Origin of the sequence: Shewanella sp. 10N.286.52.A9, from assembly GCF_041468985.1 — a bacterium.
In the GTDB taxonomy this organism is placed as follows: domain Bacteria; phylum Pseudomonadota; class Gammaproteobacteria; order Enterobacterales; family Shewanellaceae; genus Shewanella; species Shewanella japonica.
Window position 1 is genome coordinate 150,910 of record NZ_JBFRJQ010000007.1, and the last position, 17,575, is coordinate 168,484.

A 17,575-nucleotide genomic window follows, 5' to 3' on the forward strand; every position below is an offset into this window, starting at 1 on the left:
TTGGGAGATAGTAATGGAGGCATTACGCCAACGCATAGAAGCTGCATTTGAGGCTCGTCAGGACATCACACCTAGCACAGTTGAGCCAAGTGTTCGTGCAGATATCGAAACTGTCATTAGCATGCTTGATAAAGGCCAAGCTCGTGTTGCAGAGAAGATTGATGGCGAATGGCACGTACACCAATGGTTAAAGAAAGCAGTACTACTTTCTTTCCGTATCTTTGACAACGAAGTGGTTGAAGGTGGTGACACTAAGTACTTTGATAAAGTACCGCAAAAGTTCTCTGATTACACAGCTGAAAGATTTAAAGAAGAAGCAATCCGTGTTGTACCACCAGCAACGGTACGTAAAGGTTCATTCATCGGTAAGAACACCGTACTCATGCCATCTTACGTAAACCTAGGTGCTTATGTGGATGAAGGCACTATGGTAGATACTTGGGCTACAGTTGGTTCTTGTGCACAGATTGGTAAGAATGTGCATTTATCTGGTGGTGTCGGCATTGGTGGTGTACTTGAGCCATTACAAGCCGGCCCGACCATTATTGAAGATAACTGTTTTATCGGCGCACGCAGTGAAATTGTTGAAGGCGTTGTTGTTGAAGAAGGCAGCGTAATTTCAATGGGTGTTTACATTGGTCAAAGTACCCGTATTTTTGACCGTGAAACTGGTGAAGTACATTACGGTCGCGTACCAGCAGGCTCTGTAGTGGTTTCAGGTAACCTACCTTCTAAATGTGGCACTTACAGCTTATATGCGGCAATCATCGTTAAGAAAGTCGATGCTAAAACCCGCGGAAAAGTCGGTATTAACGAGTTATTACGTATCGTTGATTAATATTAATCATCTGATAAATGATTCAAAAAAGGCCTCGTAATGAGGCCTTTTTTATAAACTTAACATTTTACTGTGACTATTTGCAGTAACAAAATACAAGCATAGTTAGAACACCACTGTCTTATTGCCATACACCACAACTTGCTCATCTAGTACCAATTGTAAGGCTTTACTCAAAACGCTTTTTTCAACATCTCTGCCATTATGCGCCAATTCTTCTGCACTAAAGCTATGATCAACATTAATCACATCCTGCTTAATAATCGGCCCTTCATCTAAACAGTTATTCACAAAGTGCGCAGTTGCGCCAATAATTTTTACCCCCCTCTCCCATGCTTGTCGATATGGTGATGCACCGATAAAGGCTGGCAAAAATGAATGGTGAATATTAATAATCGTGTTTGGATAATGAGCAACAAACTCTGGCGTCAAAATACGCATAAATTTTGCTAATACAATATAATCAGGCGAGTACTGCTTAATGATTTCTAAAATGGCCATTTCGTGTTGTTGTCTATCAATCCCTTGATGGCAAACATGATGAAACGGGATATCAAACTTCTCAGTTAATGCTTGCAGGTTATCGTAATTACCAATAACTGCAGCAATTTCCACATCAAGGCCGCCATAATAGGACTTCATTAAAATATCACCTAAACAGTGCGCTTCCTTGGTCACTAAGATCACGATGCGCTTACGACCAGCATCTACCAATTTCATATGATTTTGCTCAGGCAGCACCTGCCTAAGATCGGCTAGCAAAGCATCATCATCAATATGACCTTCAAGCACAGTACGCATAAAAAAGCGTCCTTGTTGATGGTCTACAAACTCGGTGTTTTTAACAATATTTAGGTGGTGGGCAAAACATACCCCGGTAATTTTGGCAATCAAGCCTTGTGCATCTTCACAATCAGTAATAAGAATTTTACGATCTACACTTAATGCAGGGGTATCAGATTGGTTTTTTTTCATAACTACACGACTCACATCAATTTTTGCCAATAGGCCTTTCAAACTAAATTAATTCATTAATAACACAGCTAGGGCAAGCACAAGATAAGAACATCAATATTTATGGGTAATTTGATAAATAAGGTAAGCCATATACAGAATCTTTAATTTAAAGGAGGAATAATTATGAATTGTTTATCTTATACGCTCTAGAGATGACCAATAATACAGCTCACTTAGAAGATAATCCAGCCTTATGAAATATAAGCCAGAGCAAGCATTACTGCCTTGTATCCAAGTACCTTTGTAGTAACTTGCGTAAACTTTCTGCTTTTGTGCCAAAAACGACCTGCACGCCCTTACCTACTTTAATCACTCCCTTAGCACCTAATCTCATTAAACGTGGCTTATCAACTAATTCAGGATCAACTACAGCTATTCTTAGGCGGGTTAAACAAGCATTAAGCTCAATGATATTTTCAGGACCACCCAATGCACTGACCATTGCACGTAAACTTTCTTTATTTCCGGTATCTTCTGCTGCTATTCGCCCTGGAGTTTTCAAGTTAAACGCAACAATACTGACCCTAAATATCAAATAATAGATAAACGCCGTTAATGGGCCTAAAAACCAAAACCAACTGGTATTACTTGATTGTGCAAATAACACGCTAAAGTCAATCAAGCCATGAGAAAACACCACACTGTGGTTGATATCAAGCAAGATGCAAATCGCATAAGCCGCACCAGTTAATAACGCATGAATAATAAATAACAGCGGCGCGACAAACATAAAAGCAAATTCAATAGGCTCAGTGATACCAGTCAGCCAGCAAGTTGCCGCAGCAGAAAGCATAATTCCTGCAACCCGATTTTGTTCGGATTTATCAGCGCAGCGCCAAATCGCAAGCGCTGCGGCAGGTAATCCCCACATTTTAATCAAGTAGCCTCCCGCTAGATTTCCCGCTAAAGGGTCGCCAGCAAGATAACGTGCTATCTCACCTCTAACCATTTTACCTTCATGAAAGTACTGACCCACTTCAAGATAAAATGGGGCATTCCAAATGTGATGAAGCCCCAGCGGAATCAAAAAACGTTCTATCGTGCCGTAAACGGCAAAAGCTAATGCAGGATCTTGATAAACGGCCCATAGTGATAAGCTATCTATCTGATAAGCGAGCGTTGGCCATATGTGAGCCAACAAAAATGCCAATGCCATTGCAAAAGGAATAATCAGCAAACCGGCACTTCGCTGGCCTTCAAAAAATGAAAACATCGCAGGCAATTTGACATCTTGGCTCATTCTCACCACAAAACATGTCATCGCCCCCACTAAAATACCGCCAGCAATACCTGTATCTATGGTGTCAATTCCCCATAAAGGTCGAGCAGGCAATTGATAAATTGCAGTAAATGCCCCCATTGACGAGATAAAAACACCAAAGCCAAACACCGCCACAAAAGCCGCTATACCTTGGTCTTTACAAAAGCCAATGGCAATTGCTACCGCAAATAACAATGGCATCATGGTGAAGATTAAATTACCAACAGCTGAAAATACCGTCGCAAGTTCTTGAGGAATAAAAGGAAGTGGATTATATGACAAGCCCAACATCACACCAGCAGCAGGTAAAATGGCAATAGGAATGAGCAGCGCCTGACTGAGGCGCTGGGCAAATTTAAACCACTGCTGACTTAATCGTCTTATTGATTGAGAGACTGAGCGGCTGAGTGCCATGTTGGTATCCATTGCACCGCGTCAGTTTCTGGCTCCATGGTTTCACATGCATCAATATCTAAACGCGCTGTTAGCGGTTTGGCGCCAAGTTCTGCAAATAATTCATCGAATTGTTTAGCCGCGCCACAGAAAGTCTCGTAACTTGAATCACCTAAACCAATAATGCTGTAACGTAAACCAGGAAGATAAGGCGCTGCGGACTTCATTTCAGCAAACCAAGGCGCAATATCATCAGGTAAATCACCTTGACCTGTAGTTGAAGTAACTATGATTAATAGTTCATCTTCCTTAGGCACAAATCCCGTTAAATCAGATGATTGAATAAGGTTAGTTTCAAAATCAAGTTCAGCAATTTTGCTTGCCAGTGTTTCAGCAACAAACTGAGCACTGCCATATACGGTGCCAAACACTAAATTAACTTTTTCCATGTTATACTTCTCTTCAAGTTAACTAACTTCTATTATTCACTTAGCTAGCGGCTAAGACATGAGGTTGATAACTTCACCATACTGTATTCTCACGCTAAGCTGCAAGTATGAAATACAAACAAAAGTAATAACTTACATATACCTTAAGGTTACTGTTATGCGTCAAGCCAACAGGCACAGATTGTTTAAGCTGCAACATAAGTCCGCTCACATTAGGCGTAACTTCTATTTTCGGTCTGAGCAACAAGATACCAGTAAGCCACTTGAGAAGATTGAAGAGTTTGAAAAGCTTAAATCAGTTTTACTTGAGCATACCAAAGCACCTTTTAAAGCCAGTTAACGCAGACTCTTAAGCGCTAAACCCGTATCGAGAATGGTTATATTAAGTACATAAAAGATACGTATGCTGTGAGCGGAAAGATAATGTAACGCATTAGAAAGAGATACTGCATTGAGTATCTCTTTGATATTTCTAATCTAAGCCTAAACCAAGCCTTATTAAGCCCACACCAAGCCTTTATATTGACTAGAGCCAATTAAGCTATGTCTAGGGGAGTATCAATATCCAAATGTTCTTGCCAACCAAATTGGTCAAATAAAGTTGACCATTCCTGCTCAAGCTCTGTTTCAATATGCATTAACTCGTTGGTCACCGGGTGAGTAAACTGCAGCGACTTAGCAATTAACCAAAGTCGGTTAATTTCAAAGTGGCTTCTAAAAAACTTATTTTGTTTGCCATCGCCATGAGTCGTATCACCGATAATGGGGTGACGCAAATGAGCCATATGGCGGCGCAATTGATGCTTTCGACCAGTTTGAGGCGTTAATTTAATCAAACAAAAACGGCTGGTAGGATAGCGGCCAGAGCTAAAAGGGATCTCAGCATTTAATAACGGCTCATAGTCTGTAACAGCATCTTGGGCAGGTTTATCTTTACGGGCTTTTTTATCCGCGACATCATCCAGCTCAACCTTAAGGGCATAATCTAGTCTCGCTGCTTCATGCATATTGCCACGCACTAATGCTAAATATTGTTTCTTCACATGATGTTGTTCAAATTGCTCACACAAGGCCCGTGCTACTTCACTATTTTTGGCAAACAACAGCACACCAGATGTCGGCCTATCGAGCCTATGTACCGGAAAAACATGACAACCGACGAGATCTCGAGTAAGTTGCATCGCAAAAAATCGCTCTTTTCTTGCCAAGTAAGAGCGGTGAACTAATAAACCTGCAGGCTTATGAATCGCAACGATATGCTCATCTTGAAATAATATTTCCAATTCTGGCGCGACTTCATCATTCTCAGCGTCTTCAGCAAAATCAATATCGGTGCCAATATATTCATCATCAGCAAACGGGCTTATGTATTTTTCTTCAGTCATCACTTTCACCTTATTGACCCGTTAACAGATTATCTAATACAGCTAAAAGCTTGGTTAACTCAGCGAGTTCAGTTCGATTGCCCCACACATGCTCAGCCATCGGAGCCAGTGAAATTTTGCTAGGTAACGGCGATTGTGTTTGGATCAACATCGACATCTTAGGAATAAAAATAAATTGCAGCCATTGCTCGAAACGTAACGTATCGCAGGCAAATGGAGCAACACTGGCAAGCTCAGCATCAGATGGCGATTGGATTGACCATAAATGATTGATTTTAAGTTGCTGTTCCAGCGACTCTAGTAATTGAACAGTTTGAATATAAGGCATAACAGAAGATTATCGCTTAAACGGTTTAAAAATATCACAGGTGTTTGTGCGACTAATCATATCATCAGGCGGCAGTTAACCCTATAATAGCGGCAAGTTAATCGCGAAAAATAAGCTCTCATGACACAACTCGAAACCTTAAGCCAATTCCTCGACACTGCTAATACCCAATTTCAGGTTTATGATTTAGGCCGCAGAGTAGCCAATATCGACCCTGTGCTATTTAGCCAAATTGAAGCGCTAAACACGCCTTACCCATATCCAATTCAAGGTCACGCTCAATTTGCCATTGTATTTTGGCGTGAAGAGCAGCCACCTTTTATTTGGTTTTTAAAGCTCCCGTTAGATGAGCGTGGCTTATTGTCACCAGCTCAGCGTAGTCAGTTCATTAAAATGATTTTAGAAGCACTTGGACGTGATCCAACAAAAGCGTTAACTGATGAAGAACAAGAACGCTATGCCAATCACCCATTTAGCTTTAAACCAAGCCAAGAAAAGTTAGCATTATTTAACGCATTGGTAAAAAAACAGCTAAGCCAACAAGCATCTGCACAATATGAATATGCGGCTCAATATTTTGCACAGTTAGGTGAAACACAAGCCCAAAGCGATAATTGGCAACAATTGGGTTTACAGGGCATTGCTGATGTCTGTGTTCGTTTAGACAAATTTGATCATGACAAACACATCAATGCTTCATTTTCATTCGCGCCTTTAGAAGTACAAGCTGCTGTGTGTCAGTGTTTAGAACATGTCACCATCTCAAACTCATTGGCCGAAACCATTTTTGATAAATTATCGGCAGCAGACATTGAGCACAAACATATCTATCTGCGAGCGCTATCGTCTCAGCCTGAATTGACCCAAAAAGCCATTAAACAGTTGGTTAATTTTCAGCAATTAGATGAAAACTTATTGATCACTATTGCAGCAAGAAGCTGGATAGCATTAAAAGATGATGCAACTCGCAAACTTTATCTAGAAGTTTTAGCCAATCAACCGCAAAACTTCTTTAATCAAGTATTTGCTGATATCGTAGCAATACCAAGCCTGCGAGAATCGCTATTACTAGATTTAAGAAGTACCGACCGCAGCGCCACACTTTCTTCCGCCATTGGCGGATTATTTAGGGCCGTAAGCCAATGATGTCAGATTTTATATTAATCGTTGCCGTTGTAGTGGTCGCTGCATTTTTTTGGCAATTACGCCAAATGGCAGAGATCAGCCGCCGTTATGCTGAAAAGTCTTGCGCCGGTCAGAAGGTTCAACTGCTTGCTATCGCAATGGAGTCGGCAAAACCGAGTATTGGCGGTACAACAGGGTTATGTTGGCGAGCTAAATTCATGTTTGAGTTCAGCACCGACGGTATTAACCAATACCGTGGCCATATCAACATGCACGGCAAAAAAATTGAAAAAATTAATTGGCCAATTTTCCCAGAGCCTGAATGGATGGACGCACCAATGGCTAAAGGCAAATTTGGTGGTTGCGGCGGTGCTTCGAGCTGCAATTCGGGTAAATGCCGATAATAACAACACTGATGCGCTTTATTATCACTAACGCTATCATTTTGATAGCGTTTTTTATATCTGTCGCTAACACTTTTAAAAACACGATAATAAGCGTGAAAAGTCATAGTAAAAGTAGAGGTAAAGTAGAGTTTTCACTTGCACCAGAATGCCTAAACCAATGCATGCCTTTAAAAAGTAAAAAATAACGGTAATTAACGCTTCACCTTGCCAAAATAAACTTGAGTCCAAACTTTACAAATTCCAAAAGAAAGACCGCGACAATAAATTGCCGCGGCCTCTTGTACTCTTGTTAAGCCTTCCTGCTATTTTTGTGCTCCCTGCACCATCCATGCGTCTAACTTGCTCCGTGCGCTATCCTTATTCAATCCTTGATGTTCCTTGTACACTGAAGTACTGTCCCTCTTACTCGATTATCCCTTGACCGAGCCTGCTCAAATCCTTAAGCGTGTCCTTTAATTCATCCTTGGTTTTCTTCCATGACATCCATGATTCAATTATTTGCATCCAATGCAATCACTGTTATCCATAACAGCGTAAATCCTTTTATTGATGTCCTAAAAATCCTTTTCTACAATAAAACCCTTCATCTTAATGATGTCAGTATCATCCTTTGACACTGCCGTTATCCATAACGGTTGTTTTACTGTCGTCGAGAAAGTGAATTCTTAATCATCATCCTGATGAACAAATTATCTCTCTCGTGCATTTACTGCTTGGGTATATTTTAAGAGATGTACGAATAAATAAATATGCACAAAACAGCAGATTAACAAAAAAACAACACTACAAATCTCAAACAAACATAATAAAGTCAAAATTATCAGTAACTTAAAAAAAACACTTGGTGTAAGTCTATTTTAAAAGCGATTATTCTTACATCCCTTGTGAGATATCTCTTACAAACCAGGTAGACAAATGCACTTTTGAAGCAGTTAAGCTGTTCACATATTTAACAAATGAATATCTCATATAATAAAAAGCGCAACCCTAACATGTAAGGTTGCGCCAGTTTTACGCTTTGTTAGCCATCCTGCTAAGTTGTGCTCCCTGCTCCATCCTTGCGAATCGTCTTGCTCCTTGCTCCCTTATTCCTTTTTTACTCAATATCCTTGTATATGCCTTTTAAGCCATACTTGAGTTCTCAATCCTTTGAACAGTCAATCCTTTTGACCGAATCTAACTCCTAAAATTACCTTCCTGGTATTTGCTTCCTGCTACCCATATCTTCCTGACTTGGGGTCATCCATGTTTCAGTTAATCCTTAACTGAGCTTTTACCCACTCCTTGAGCGTGTCCTACTTTCATCCTGAAAACCATTACATGTATTCGTAACAATAACTCTCATCCTGAGTGTTAATCGCCAAATACTTTCTAAGCACTACTATTACTGTTCACTGACTTTTTAAAAAGTTACTTCCTGTAACGATTTGTTTGGTCATTCAATTAATTGCTTAGTGACTTTATTGTATTGAAATCATGTAATAGAAAAATGGAAAAAAGTGGATGAAACAAAATATTCACAATAGCCAACGTCAAACCAAAACAACTAAACTATTGTTTTAAAATAATATAAAAATTAAATAAAAGAAATTAACTCGATTAAAGAATATTAAAACCTACAGTAAGGTGAGAGATCTCTTACATTCCTGATTAACACTTAACCTGAGTTTTTCTTGAGGCCGAGTTTATTTTTTAACATTTGTGCAAACATGACCCAGTCAGCAAGCAAACTATAAAAGGGGTACTCAAAGGTGGCAGGTTTATTCTTTTCAAAGAAGAAGTGACCAACCCAAGCAAAGCCATAACCAATTACGGGCAATGTCCATAAAAGCCACCATTGTTGTGATAACAACACTATAATCAACATGACTACAATAATTCCGCTACCGATATAGTGAAGTCGTCTGCATGTTACATCTTGATGTTGAGATAAATAAAAAGGATAAAAAGAATTAAAGTCTTGGTATTTTTTCGTGCTCATTTTCCATCCTACCTAGCGGTTAAATCAATACGCTCACTATATAAACTGCGAACCGAGTTATTTACTCGAATATATCAATACTTCACCATCTACAGTGCCGATCGTCAGTTGAGAAAGGTGCTGAAAACCCTCACGGATAAATAACTCACCGTGTTTAGGATTATTAATAAACACGCCGATACCATCGAGTTCAGGTTGGTCATCACACCAACTTAACACAGCGTGAATTAATTTAGCGCCATTCCCTTTACCCTGTTCAATGGGCGATAAAGCTATAAACTGCAGAATGCCATATTGATTACTTGGTAGGCTTTCTAAAATACTATTCTCTTTGTTGATTAAGGCTTGCGTGGAGCTCCAACCGGTTCCCAGCACCATTTTCAAACGCCAATGCCAATAGCGGCTTTCACCTAATGGCACTTGATGAGTAATCACGCAGGCAACACCAATCAACCTTTCACCATTAAACCAGCCAATTAAAGGCTGCTCTTGCTGCCATAATTCAGTTAATTCTTCCCTGATAGCGGCACGTAATTTTTGCTCGTAACTGGCTTTATTAGCCGTGGACAAAGCTTCAATGAAAAACGGATCATCATGATAGGCGTTGTATATTATCGACGCTGCCACCCGTAAATCTTCTGCTGTCAGGTACACTGCAAGATATTCCGCCATAGTAGTCTGTTCCATAATTTCAGTCTCATTGAAGTTCAGTGAATAGTTACAAGTTAACAAGTTTGAAACATATTGCAATTTTAATCCGCTCGCCTAGGCTTAATGCAGATAAGTCCATTCACTTCTTAATAAGGTCGTCATCATGGATACCACCTCAATAACGTTAAACCACCTATTTGAACAACTCGGACTGGATGCATCACCGACTGGAATTGAGCACTTTATTACTACGCATAACATTCCTAACGAAATACCAATTACCCAAGCTAGCTTTTGGAATGAAGCACAAAAAGCATTTATTACAGAGGCCTTAACGCAAGACGCCCAGTGGTCAGAACTCGTCGACCAACTGGACGTATTATTAAGGCAATAACAGTAACTACAGTCTAGATTTTTTGGTAAGCCGTATCGCCCCAACCAACTAATTTATTATCACTGATCACCACAGGAGTACATTCATCCTTAGTGGTTTTACCATCACCTTTGCTCCACTGAGTACGATAAAAGAATACATGGACTTCTTTTTTCGGACTGTCTGCGTCAGCTTGAGTAACATAAGCCTCACTGAAATCAGCAGTACCCATTAGAGTCGTTACTTGATCTCGCGCCATACCAATCGTCAACTTAGATAAATTAGTACGATTAGTTTGTTGTTGTTTTTCCCAATAAGAACTGCTGCGATTACCTTCGTGATCACCCACATTCAACACACAACCACTCAATGAAAGACTGCTTACAGCCATTAACAATGCTAAACCCAATTTTGCTTTCATGATATTTCCTTATTATTAAAATGATTCTCACGTAATTTCTACTCAAACTGTTTTTGAGATACGTTATAATGTTGTCCATTATGATTAAGCTAAAAACATGCCAAAAGTTATGTTATTGATTTTATTATATTTTTAAAATAAAATTTGATTAAATCATCATTTTCACCAATCAACATTGAGGATTTTCACTAATTATGAGTCCAATCGAACAAGTCCTCGCAGCGGCCAAAACCATTGCAATGAATGGCCACACTCCGACGATGGCATTAGTAAAAGGAAAACTGGGTGGTAAAGTGCCAATGCCTTTGTTAATCCAAGGCTTGCAGCAGTTTAAAGCTATCCCAAAAGATCAGTGGCAAACCTTGTCAGATTTAGGCGATGCGTTAGAGTCGACCAAACAAACAGCCAATACTGAGCGACAACAACTTGAGCAACTATTTCAAACGCAAATCCAACAAATGAAAGCTGACTTTGACAAAAAAATTGAATTACTAGAACAGCGTATAACCCAATTAGAAAATCAATCATAAGGCTGTTATTAGTTTAAATTAGATTGACCACAAGACTTTTTAACGACACCCAAACACTTTACACATTAACGGAACTCCCATGTTTGTCACTGAGCTCAGATTTGAATGTTTTGCGGATACCACCATCACCGCGGCAGAAAAAGCCATCAACCATTATCTCGAATCATTACGAGCAAACGGTCAAATATTGGGAAGAGAATTTGCAGTCGCCTTTAACGAAGGTGAGTTTAAAGTGCGATTGTTGATGCCAGAAAAAACCAGCTTAGCAACTCGTCACAATAGTCCTTGGACTAAACAAGCCTTACAACAATTAACAGACGCAAAACTGTTAGCCCCGCGCGAGAAATATATAGGTCAAGATATTAACTCTGAAGTCAGCAATACGGAGCAACCTAGCTGGCAAGTGTTATATACCAGCTATGTGCATATGTGTTCACCTATCCGATCTGGCGATAACTTGCTCCCCATTCCACTGTATCAGCTGCCTGCAACCTTTAACGGCGATCATAAACGCGTCATTCGCTGGCAGACAGAATGGCAAGCCTGTGATGAATTACAAATGGCAGCGGCCACTCAGGCTGAATTTGCAGCATTAGAAGAAATTACCAGTCATCAAAGTGATTTATTTAGACGGGGCTGGGATATAAGGGGCAGAGTTGAGTATTTAACTAAAATCCCAACTTATTATTATTTATACCGTGTCGGTGGCGAAAACCTTGCTAGTGAAAAAAACCGAGCTTGTCCACGTTGCGGCTCAAAAGCGTGGCGTTTAGATGAGCCATTATTAGACATGTTCCACTTTAGGTGCGAGCCATGTCGAATCGTATCGAATATCTCATGGGATCATCAGTAATATTATCTTCTCGTCAATAGATACTAATACAACGAGTTAGCTGATAACGCATTATCGGTTCATTCAATAAAAAAGCCAGACCACATCTATAGTCTGGCTTTTTTATTTTCTGTCCGAATAAGCAATTATTTCTTGCCTTTAATCAAATCATTCCACATCATTTTCATTCGCTGCCAAATACCTGGGTGAACAACATATTCCTCTACAATCGGCTCTACCGGCGGCGTTACTCGTGGTGTTAGCGCATCAATAAATTCCGCAAGACTATCGGCTAATTTATCTTTGGGCCTATCACCTGGAATTTCAATCCACACACTGCCATCTTCATTATCGACAGTAATCATCTGTTCGCCATCGCCTAATACGCCAACAAACCAAGTTGGTGCTTGTTTAAGCTTTTTCTTCATCATTAAGTGGCCAATCACATTTTGTTGCAAAGATTCAAAATCTTGCTGGTTCCAAACCTGCAGTAACTCCCCTTCTCCCCATTTAGAATCGAAAAAAAGTGGCGCAGAAAAAAACTCACCATAAAAGGCATTAATATCTTGATGAAGCTTGATGTCTAATGCATGTTCTACATTACTGAAATCTGAATTACTTTTTCGTTTTACCGCTTTCCAAAAAACCGCATCGTCAGATTCAAGATCATACTTGCCTTCAATACAAGCGGATCCTTGACCAAGTGGGAAATAACGGGGTAACTCGTCTAATACATCCTGATAAGCTTGTATATAACGGCTAGAAAAATGTTCCAATGAAGTTGAACAAGACACTTAAGATGCTCCAGTTTTGGGTTATAATAAAAGTCTATTTTGACACGGAAACAGACTAGATGACACACAATCACGACCCCTATAGTGATGCAGATGCACTTAAAGGACTCACTTTAGGTCAATCAACGCAATATCAAGCAGAATATGATGCTTCACTGCTGCAAGGGGTTCCTCGTAAACTTAATCGCGACGCTATTGAATTAACTGATACTCTGCCATTTCAAGGGGCAGATATTTGGACTGGCTACGAGTTATCTTGGTTGAACACCAAAGGTAAACCTATGGTCGCAATGATTGAAGTTTACCTTGCTATCGAAAGTGATAATTTAATCGAATCAAAATCGTTCAAGTTGTATTTAAACAGCTTTAACCAAACACGTTTTGACAGTGTAGAGCACGTTCAGCAAACCTTAACCACTGACTTAAGCCAATGCGCTAATGGTAAGGTAACAGTGAAAGTGATTGAGCCTAAGCATTTCAATACTCAACGTATTGTTGAACTACCTGGCAATTGTATCGATGAGCTTGATATTGAAGTCAATGATTATGAATTTAACCCTGAGTACTTGCAAGACAGCACTGAAGAGAAAAATGTTGTCGAAACACTCACGTCAAACTTATTAAAATCTAACTGTTTAATCACTTCACAGCCAGATTGGGGAAGTGTGATGATCCGTTATCAAGGCCCAAAGATTAATCATGAAAAGCTATTGCGCTATTTAATCTCATTCCGCCAACATAATGAATTTCATGAGCAATGTGTAGAGCGTATTTTTACCGACCTAAAACGATACTGTCATTGTACTAAACTCACTGTTTATGCTCGTTATAGTCGCCGCGGTGGATTGGATATCAACCCATTCAGAAGCGACTTTGAGCAACCTCCAGAGACGCACCGTTTAGCAAGACAATAAATTGCTTATTCATCAATCAGCTTAATGAATAAAGCCTAATCCCTAGGCTTTATTCATTTATTTTCTGTCGTAATACCGAGCCCTTCATGCCTACAGACAATGTTACTTGTTTAACACCAACAACTGACGATATTCAGTCCCATAAGCATTTCAAAATATTTAAACCCTTTGGTTTTTTAAGTCAGTTTGTGCCTGAAACTCGAAAGAAAAAACACTTATTGGGCGAGTTATGTCAGTTTCCAGATAAAATCATGGCAATTGGTCGATTAGACCATGATTCTGAAGGCTTATTACTGCTAACAACTGACGGCATGATGAGCCATAAAGTGAGAAGTAAAGGCATTGAAAAAGAATATTATGTTCAAGTGGATGGCGATATCGATGACAAGGCGGTGTCACAACTACAAAACGGAGTTGAGATTGGCATTAATGGTACGAAATATCTCACTCTGCCCTGTAAAGCATTCAAGCTAAACGCAGAGCCAACGCTTCCCTCACGCGGTAAAAAAATCCGCGATCCAAGACATGGCCCCACCAGCTGGGTTTCAATCACATTAACTGAAGGTAAAAACCGTCAAATCAGAAAAATGACCGCTGCCGTTGGCTTTGCCACATTAAGGCTTGTTAGGGTCAGAATTGGTGATATACAAATTGATGATATGCGTGCTGGCGACGTTATTGAACTTAATAACTTAGATTCAGTAATAGACCCTAACCTTAGCTAACCCATAAAACGGGGCTATTCATTTATCGGCTTAACTTCCTAGTTCTTGGTTGAATACACTTTCTCCATCGCAGACTCCACCAGCTCCCGTAACCACTTTATCGCAGGGTCTTGATGATTACGTGTTGGCCAAATACTGTAAATCGAAATCACTTGGCTTTCAAAAGGCAAGTCCATCAAAATTAAATTAAAAATAGATTGATAGTTTTTAGCGTAGGTATAAGGCGCAATACAAATGGCATCGGATTTACTCACGCCAGATAACATCGTCAGTAAAGAGGATTTTTCACCATACATATCTCGTTCAGGTAAATGGTCTGTTGAAATCATCTCTGCAACTCGCTGGTTATGACGATGAAGTCGATAAAACAGATGCTTAGCCGCGAAGTACGACACTTCATCTATTCCATGTTTAAATTGCGGGTGCTCAGCCCTAGCAACACAAACAAGCTTTTCGGTGGCAATTTGCTTACTGGTAAAGCTCGCTTCAGTTGGCGCAACAATATCTAGCGCTAAATCAATTTGCTGATTTTTAAGGGCTTGATATAAATTACCCTCATCTAAAATCGCTTCTGTAAAAATGATTTCAACGCCTTTATCCGTCAGTGACTTTTCGATATCTGCTTCAATCAAATCAATAATTGATTCATTAGCGCTGACATGAAATACCCGTTTTGACAACGAAGGATCAAAGGCTTTAACGCTATTAATGCATTGTTCGATTTCGATGAGTGGCAAACTTAACTGTCGGTGCAAGTGCTGACCTATCGCAGTGAGAGCGATCCCTCTTCCTTGCCTAATAAATAGTTCACCCCCCACAACCGCTTTAAACCGATTGATAGCATTACTGACTGACGACTGAGTTAATGCAAGGTGCTCCGCTGCAAGCGTAATAGATTGATAATCACATACACAGCAAAAAACTCTAATAAGGTTAAGATCCAACTTAAGTAATTGTTGTTGCATAAGAGCATCAGACTCTAAGTTCTCTTGCTTCATCACTTCTCCCATAACACATATCGCCAAATACATTCACACGATAAATGTATTAACCATTTTTAGCTATAGTTATATTTGGGCTTTTTATTGTTAACTTATCTTTAACAATAAAAAGTACCCGAGGCTTACATGAGAAAAACACGAGTTGCTTTAGTCATCAGTTTATCATTTACCAATGCAGCGGCTGCTGCGCAGCACGAACATGACCACATCAGTCTTGACTACCAAGGTAAGCCTGCGACGCCCATTACTGCAGAGCACAACAAAGCCATAGCACAAAAGTTACCATTCGAAGATAAATCCGCTTTTGAGCGCTTTAGTCGACATAAAATTGCCTCTTTTGATGAAGCCACCGCCAAGATACTGCGTGCAGAATTTAACTTTATCAGTGACACGCTTCCTGATTCAGTCAACCCTTCGTTATATCGCCAAGCTCAACTGAATATGGTACCAGACGGACTTTATAAAGTGACTGATGGCATTTACCAAGTGCGAGGCACTGACTTATCTAACTTAACCCTTATTCGAGGTAAAACGGGTTGGATTGTATATGACGTTTTATTAACTAAAGAAGCTGTTCAGCAATCATTAACATTTGCTTTTGCTCACTTGCCTGAGGGCAAAGATTTACCTGTTGTGGCAATGATTTACTCTCACAGCCATGCAGATCATTTCGGTGGTGCCCGTGGCGTTCAGGAACGCTACCCTGATGTCAAAGTATATGGTTCATATAATATTACCCAAGAGATTGTGGATGAAAATGTACTCGCGGGTAATGTCATGAGCCGGCGAGCTGCTTACCAATACGGCGTTACACTCGATAAACACAATCACGGAATTGTCGATGCAGCGTTAGCAAAAGGTTTATCAAAAGGCGAAATCACTTACGTCAAACCTGAATATGAACTTCATCATCAAGGCAAATGGGAAACCTTGACCATTGATGGTCTTGAAATGGTCTTTATGGATGCATCTGGCACTGAAGCTGCCAGTGAAATGATCACCTATATACCGTCTATGAAGGCGCTATGGTCAGGCGAATTAACATATGATGGTATGCACAATATTTATACCTTACGAGGCGCTAAAGTTCGCGACGCATTAAAATGGTCTAAAGACATTAACGAGATGATTAATGCATTTGGCGAAAATGTGCAGGTACTATTTGCTTCGCATTCTGCGCCGGTATGGGGAAATAAAGAAATTAATCATTACCTTCGCATGCAGCGAGATAATTATGGCCTCGTTCATAATCAATCTTTACGTTTAGCCAATGAAGGTGTGGTAATACAAGATATAGGTGATGCAATCATGGAAACCATTCCACAAAATGTCCAAAACGAATGGTACACCAATGGTTATCACGGTACATACAGCCATAACGCTAAAGCTGTGTACAACATGTATTTAGGCTATTTTGATATGAACCCAGCCAACTTAAACCCCTTACCTACAAAGGCTGAAGCAATTAAGTTTGTAGAATATATGGGCGGCGCTAACAATGTAGTATCAAAAGCGCAAGCTGACTTCAATCAAGGTGAGTATCGGTTTGTCGCCACTGCATTAAATAAGGTGGTCATGGCCGAACCACAACACCCCCAAGCCCGAGAATTACTTGCCGATACCTATGAGCAACTTGGCTACCAAGCCGAAGGAGCTGGTTGGCGAAATATTTACTTAACCGGTGCGCAAGAGTTACGTATTGGCATAAAACCTGGCGCACCTAAATCCGCATCCGCTGATGTTATCAGCGAAATGGATATGTCGACCTTGTTCGATTTCCTTGCGGTTAAAGTTGACAGTATAAAAGCTGCTGAACTTGGTAATATCACTTTAAATGTAGTGACACAAAGCGGCGATAAAACTGACACGCTCTTTGTAGAGTTAAGTAACGGAAACTTGAGTAATATCAAAGTAGACAAGGCCAAAAAAGCCGATGCCACACTGACAATTAATAAGTCTGATGTCGTGGCAATATTATTAGGTAAAGCAGATATGAAAGCGCTAATGCAATCAGGAGCTGCGAGTATGCAAGGTGATAAATTAGCATTTGCCAAAATTGCATCAACATTGGTGCAATTTAATCCTGATTTTGAAATCGTACCGCTACAGCATACTCATTAGCTCATAACTTAACGAAATTCGGCTGCAAA

The 17,575-nt window shown here is 40.0% G+C and carries 20 protein-coding genes; 10 read left to right on the forward strand and 10 right to left on the reverse strand.

What is annotated here, in order from left to right; translation table 11 throughout:
• Window positions 1-13: 13 nt before the first annotated feature.
• Window positions 14-838 carry a 2,3,4,5-tetrahydropyridine-2,6-dicarboxylate N-succinyltransferase gene (gene dapD / locus AB4128_RS06805; RefSeq protein WP_055023091.1) on the forward strand — a complete coding sequence of 275 codons (825 nt, stop codon included), beginning with the start codon at window positions 14-16 and terminating at the stop codon, window positions 836-838.
• Window positions 839-943: 105 nt separating this feature from the next.
• Here the strand turns inward: dapD and purU are convergent, their stop codons facing one another.
• The 3 genes from purU to AB4128_RS06820 form a co-directional block, all read right to left on the reverse strand.
• Window positions 944-1,813, reverse strand: coding sequence for a formyltetrahydrofolate deformylase (gene purU / locus AB4128_RS06810; protein ID WP_055023182.1), 870 nt, complete (start codon window positions 1,811-1,813; stop codon window positions 944-946).
• A 259-nt stretch (window positions 1,814-2,072) separates the two neighbouring features.
• Entirely contained in the window at window positions 2,073-3,530 is a 1,458-nt protein-coding gene (locus AB4128_RS06815) for a PTS transporter subunit EIIC (RefSeq protein WP_372037289.1), read from the reverse strand.
• Window positions 3,497-3,958, reverse strand: a complete 462-nt coding sequence (locus tag AB4128_RS06820; RefSeq protein WP_055023093.1) for a flavodoxin — start codon at window positions 3,956-3,958, stop codon at window positions 3,497-3,499. The genes AB4128_RS06815 and AB4128_RS06820 overlap by 34 nt, the downstream gene beginning before the upstream one ends.
• A gap of 157 nt (window positions 3,959-4,115) precedes the next feature.
• On the opposite strand from AB4128_RS06820, the gene AB4128_RS06825 reads away from it, so the two are divergent.
• Complete coding sequence (locus AB4128_RS06825; protein WP_055023094.1) at window positions 4,116-4,298, forward strand: hypothetical protein; 183 nt, start codon at window positions 4,116-4,118, stop codon at window positions 4,296-4,298.
• Window positions 4,299-4,494: 196 nt separating this feature from the next.
• Here the strand turns inward: AB4128_RS06825 and truC are convergent, their stop codons facing one another.
• Window positions 4,495-5,343 carry a tRNA pseudouridine(65) synthase TruC gene (gene truC, locus AB4128_RS06830; RefSeq protein WP_055023095.1) on the reverse strand — a complete coding sequence of 283 codons (849 nt, stop codon included), beginning with the start codon at window positions 5,341-5,343 and terminating at the stop codon, window positions 4,495-4,497.
• Between the two features lie 10 nt (window positions 5,344-5,353).
• The gene (locus tag AB4128_RS06835) at window positions 5,354-5,671 is read right to left on the reverse strand and encodes a YqcC family protein (RefSeq protein WP_055023096.1); all 318 of its coding nucleotides are present in this window, start codon (window positions 5,669-5,671) and stop codon (window positions 5,354-5,356) included.
• Window positions 5,672-5,791: 120 nt separating this feature from the next.
• Here AB4128_RS06835 and AB4128_RS06840 point away from each other — a divergent pair, with 120 nt between their 5' ends.
• The gene (locus AB4128_RS06840) at window positions 5,792-6,817 is read left to right on the forward strand and encodes a DUF3549 family protein (RefSeq protein ID WP_055023097.1); all 1,026 of its coding nucleotides are present in this window, start codon (window positions 5,792-5,794) and stop codon (window positions 6,815-6,817) included.
• Complete coding sequence (locus AB4128_RS06845) at window positions 6,814-7,200, forward strand: DUF3301 domain-containing protein (protein WP_055023098.1); 387 nt, start codon at window positions 6,814-6,816, stop codon at window positions 7,198-7,200. Before AB4128_RS06840 ends, AB4128_RS06845 begins: the two co-directional genes overlap by 4 nt.
• A gap of 1,660 nt (window positions 7,201-8,860) precedes the next feature.
• Here the strand turns inward: AB4128_RS06845 and AB4128_RS06850 are convergent.
• Window positions 8,861-9,184 carry a DUF962 domain-containing protein gene (locus AB4128_RS06850; protein ID WP_055023099.1) on the reverse strand — a complete coding sequence of 108 codons (324 nt, stop codon included), beginning with the start codon at window positions 9,182-9,184 and terminating at the stop codon, window positions 8,861-8,863.
• A gap of 57 nt (window positions 9,185-9,241) precedes the next feature.
• Complete coding sequence (locus AB4128_RS06855) at window positions 9,242-9,871, reverse strand: GNAT family N-acetyltransferase (RefSeq protein WP_055023100.1); 630 nt, start codon at window positions 9,869-9,871, stop codon at window positions 9,242-9,244.
• Between the two features lie 127 nt (window positions 9,872-9,998).
• Here AB4128_RS06855 and AB4128_RS06860 point away from each other — a divergent pair, with 127 nt between their 5' ends.
• Window positions 9,999-10,229: a DUF2789 domain-containing protein gene (locus AB4128_RS06860; protein WP_055023101.1), complete on the forward strand. Its 231-nt coding sequence runs from the start codon at window positions 9,999-10,001 to the stop codon at window positions 10,227-10,229.
• Window positions 10,230-10,242: 13 nt separating this feature from the next.
• Here the strand turns inward: AB4128_RS06860 and AB4128_RS06865 are convergent, their stop codons facing one another.
• Window positions 10,243-10,629: a DUF3192 domain-containing protein gene (locus AB4128_RS06865; RefSeq protein WP_119968756.1), complete on the reverse strand. Its 387-nt coding sequence runs from the start codon at window positions 10,627-10,629 to the stop codon at window positions 10,243-10,245.
• 194 nt (window positions 10,630-10,823) lie between these two features.
• On the opposite strand from AB4128_RS06865, the gene AB4128_RS06870 reads away from it, so the two are divergent.
• Window positions 10,824-11,159: a hypothetical protein gene (locus tag AB4128_RS06870; protein WP_372037290.1), complete on the forward strand. Its 336-nt coding sequence runs from the start codon at window positions 10,824-10,826 to the stop codon at window positions 11,157-11,159.
• Window positions 11,160-11,238: 79 nt separating this feature from the next.
• A complete protein-coding gene (locus AB4128_RS06875; RefSeq protein WP_055023104.1) occupies window positions 11,239-12,012 on the forward strand; it encodes a Zn-ribbon-containing protein in 774 nt (257 codons plus the stop codon).
• 125 nt (window positions 12,013-12,137) lie between these two features.
• On the opposite strand, the gene syd is transcribed toward AB4128_RS06875, so the two are convergent.
• On the reverse strand, window positions 12,138-12,785 hold the full coding sequence (gene syd, locus AB4128_RS06880) for a SecY-interacting protein (RefSeq protein ID WP_055023105.1): 648 nt from the start codon (window positions 12,783-12,785) through the stop codon (window positions 12,138-12,140).
• Between the two features lie 59 nt (window positions 12,786-12,844).
• Here syd and queF point away from each other — a divergent pair, with 59 nt between their 5' ends.
• Entirely contained in the window at window positions 12,845-13,699 is an 855-nt protein-coding gene (queF, locus tag AB4128_RS06885) for an NADPH-dependent 7-cyano-7-deazaguanine reductase QueF (protein ID WP_372037291.1), read from the forward strand.
• 86 nt (window positions 13,700-13,785) lie between these two features.
• The gene (locus AB4128_RS06890) at window positions 13,786-14,424 is read left to right on the forward strand and encodes a pseudouridine synthase (RefSeq protein WP_372037292.1); all 639 of its coding nucleotides are present in this window, start codon (window positions 13,786-13,788) and stop codon (window positions 14,422-14,424) included.
• A gap of 38 nt (window positions 14,425-14,462) precedes the next feature.
• Here the strand turns inward: AB4128_RS06890 and AB4128_RS06895 are convergent, their stop codons facing one another.
• Window positions 14,463-15,422, reverse strand: a complete 960-nt coding sequence (locus tag AB4128_RS06895) for a LysR family transcriptional regulator (RefSeq protein ID WP_372037293.1) — start codon at window positions 15,420-15,422, stop codon at window positions 14,463-14,465.
• Window positions 15,423-15,551: 129 nt separating this feature from the next.
• On the opposite strand from AB4128_RS06895, the gene AB4128_RS06900 reads away from it, so the two are divergent.
• Complete coding sequence (locus tag AB4128_RS06900) at window positions 15,552-17,546, forward strand: alkyl/aryl-sulfatase (RefSeq protein ID WP_055023109.1); 1,995 nt, start codon at window positions 15,552-15,554, stop codon at window positions 17,544-17,546.
• Window positions 17,547-17,575 lie beyond the last annotated feature (29 nt).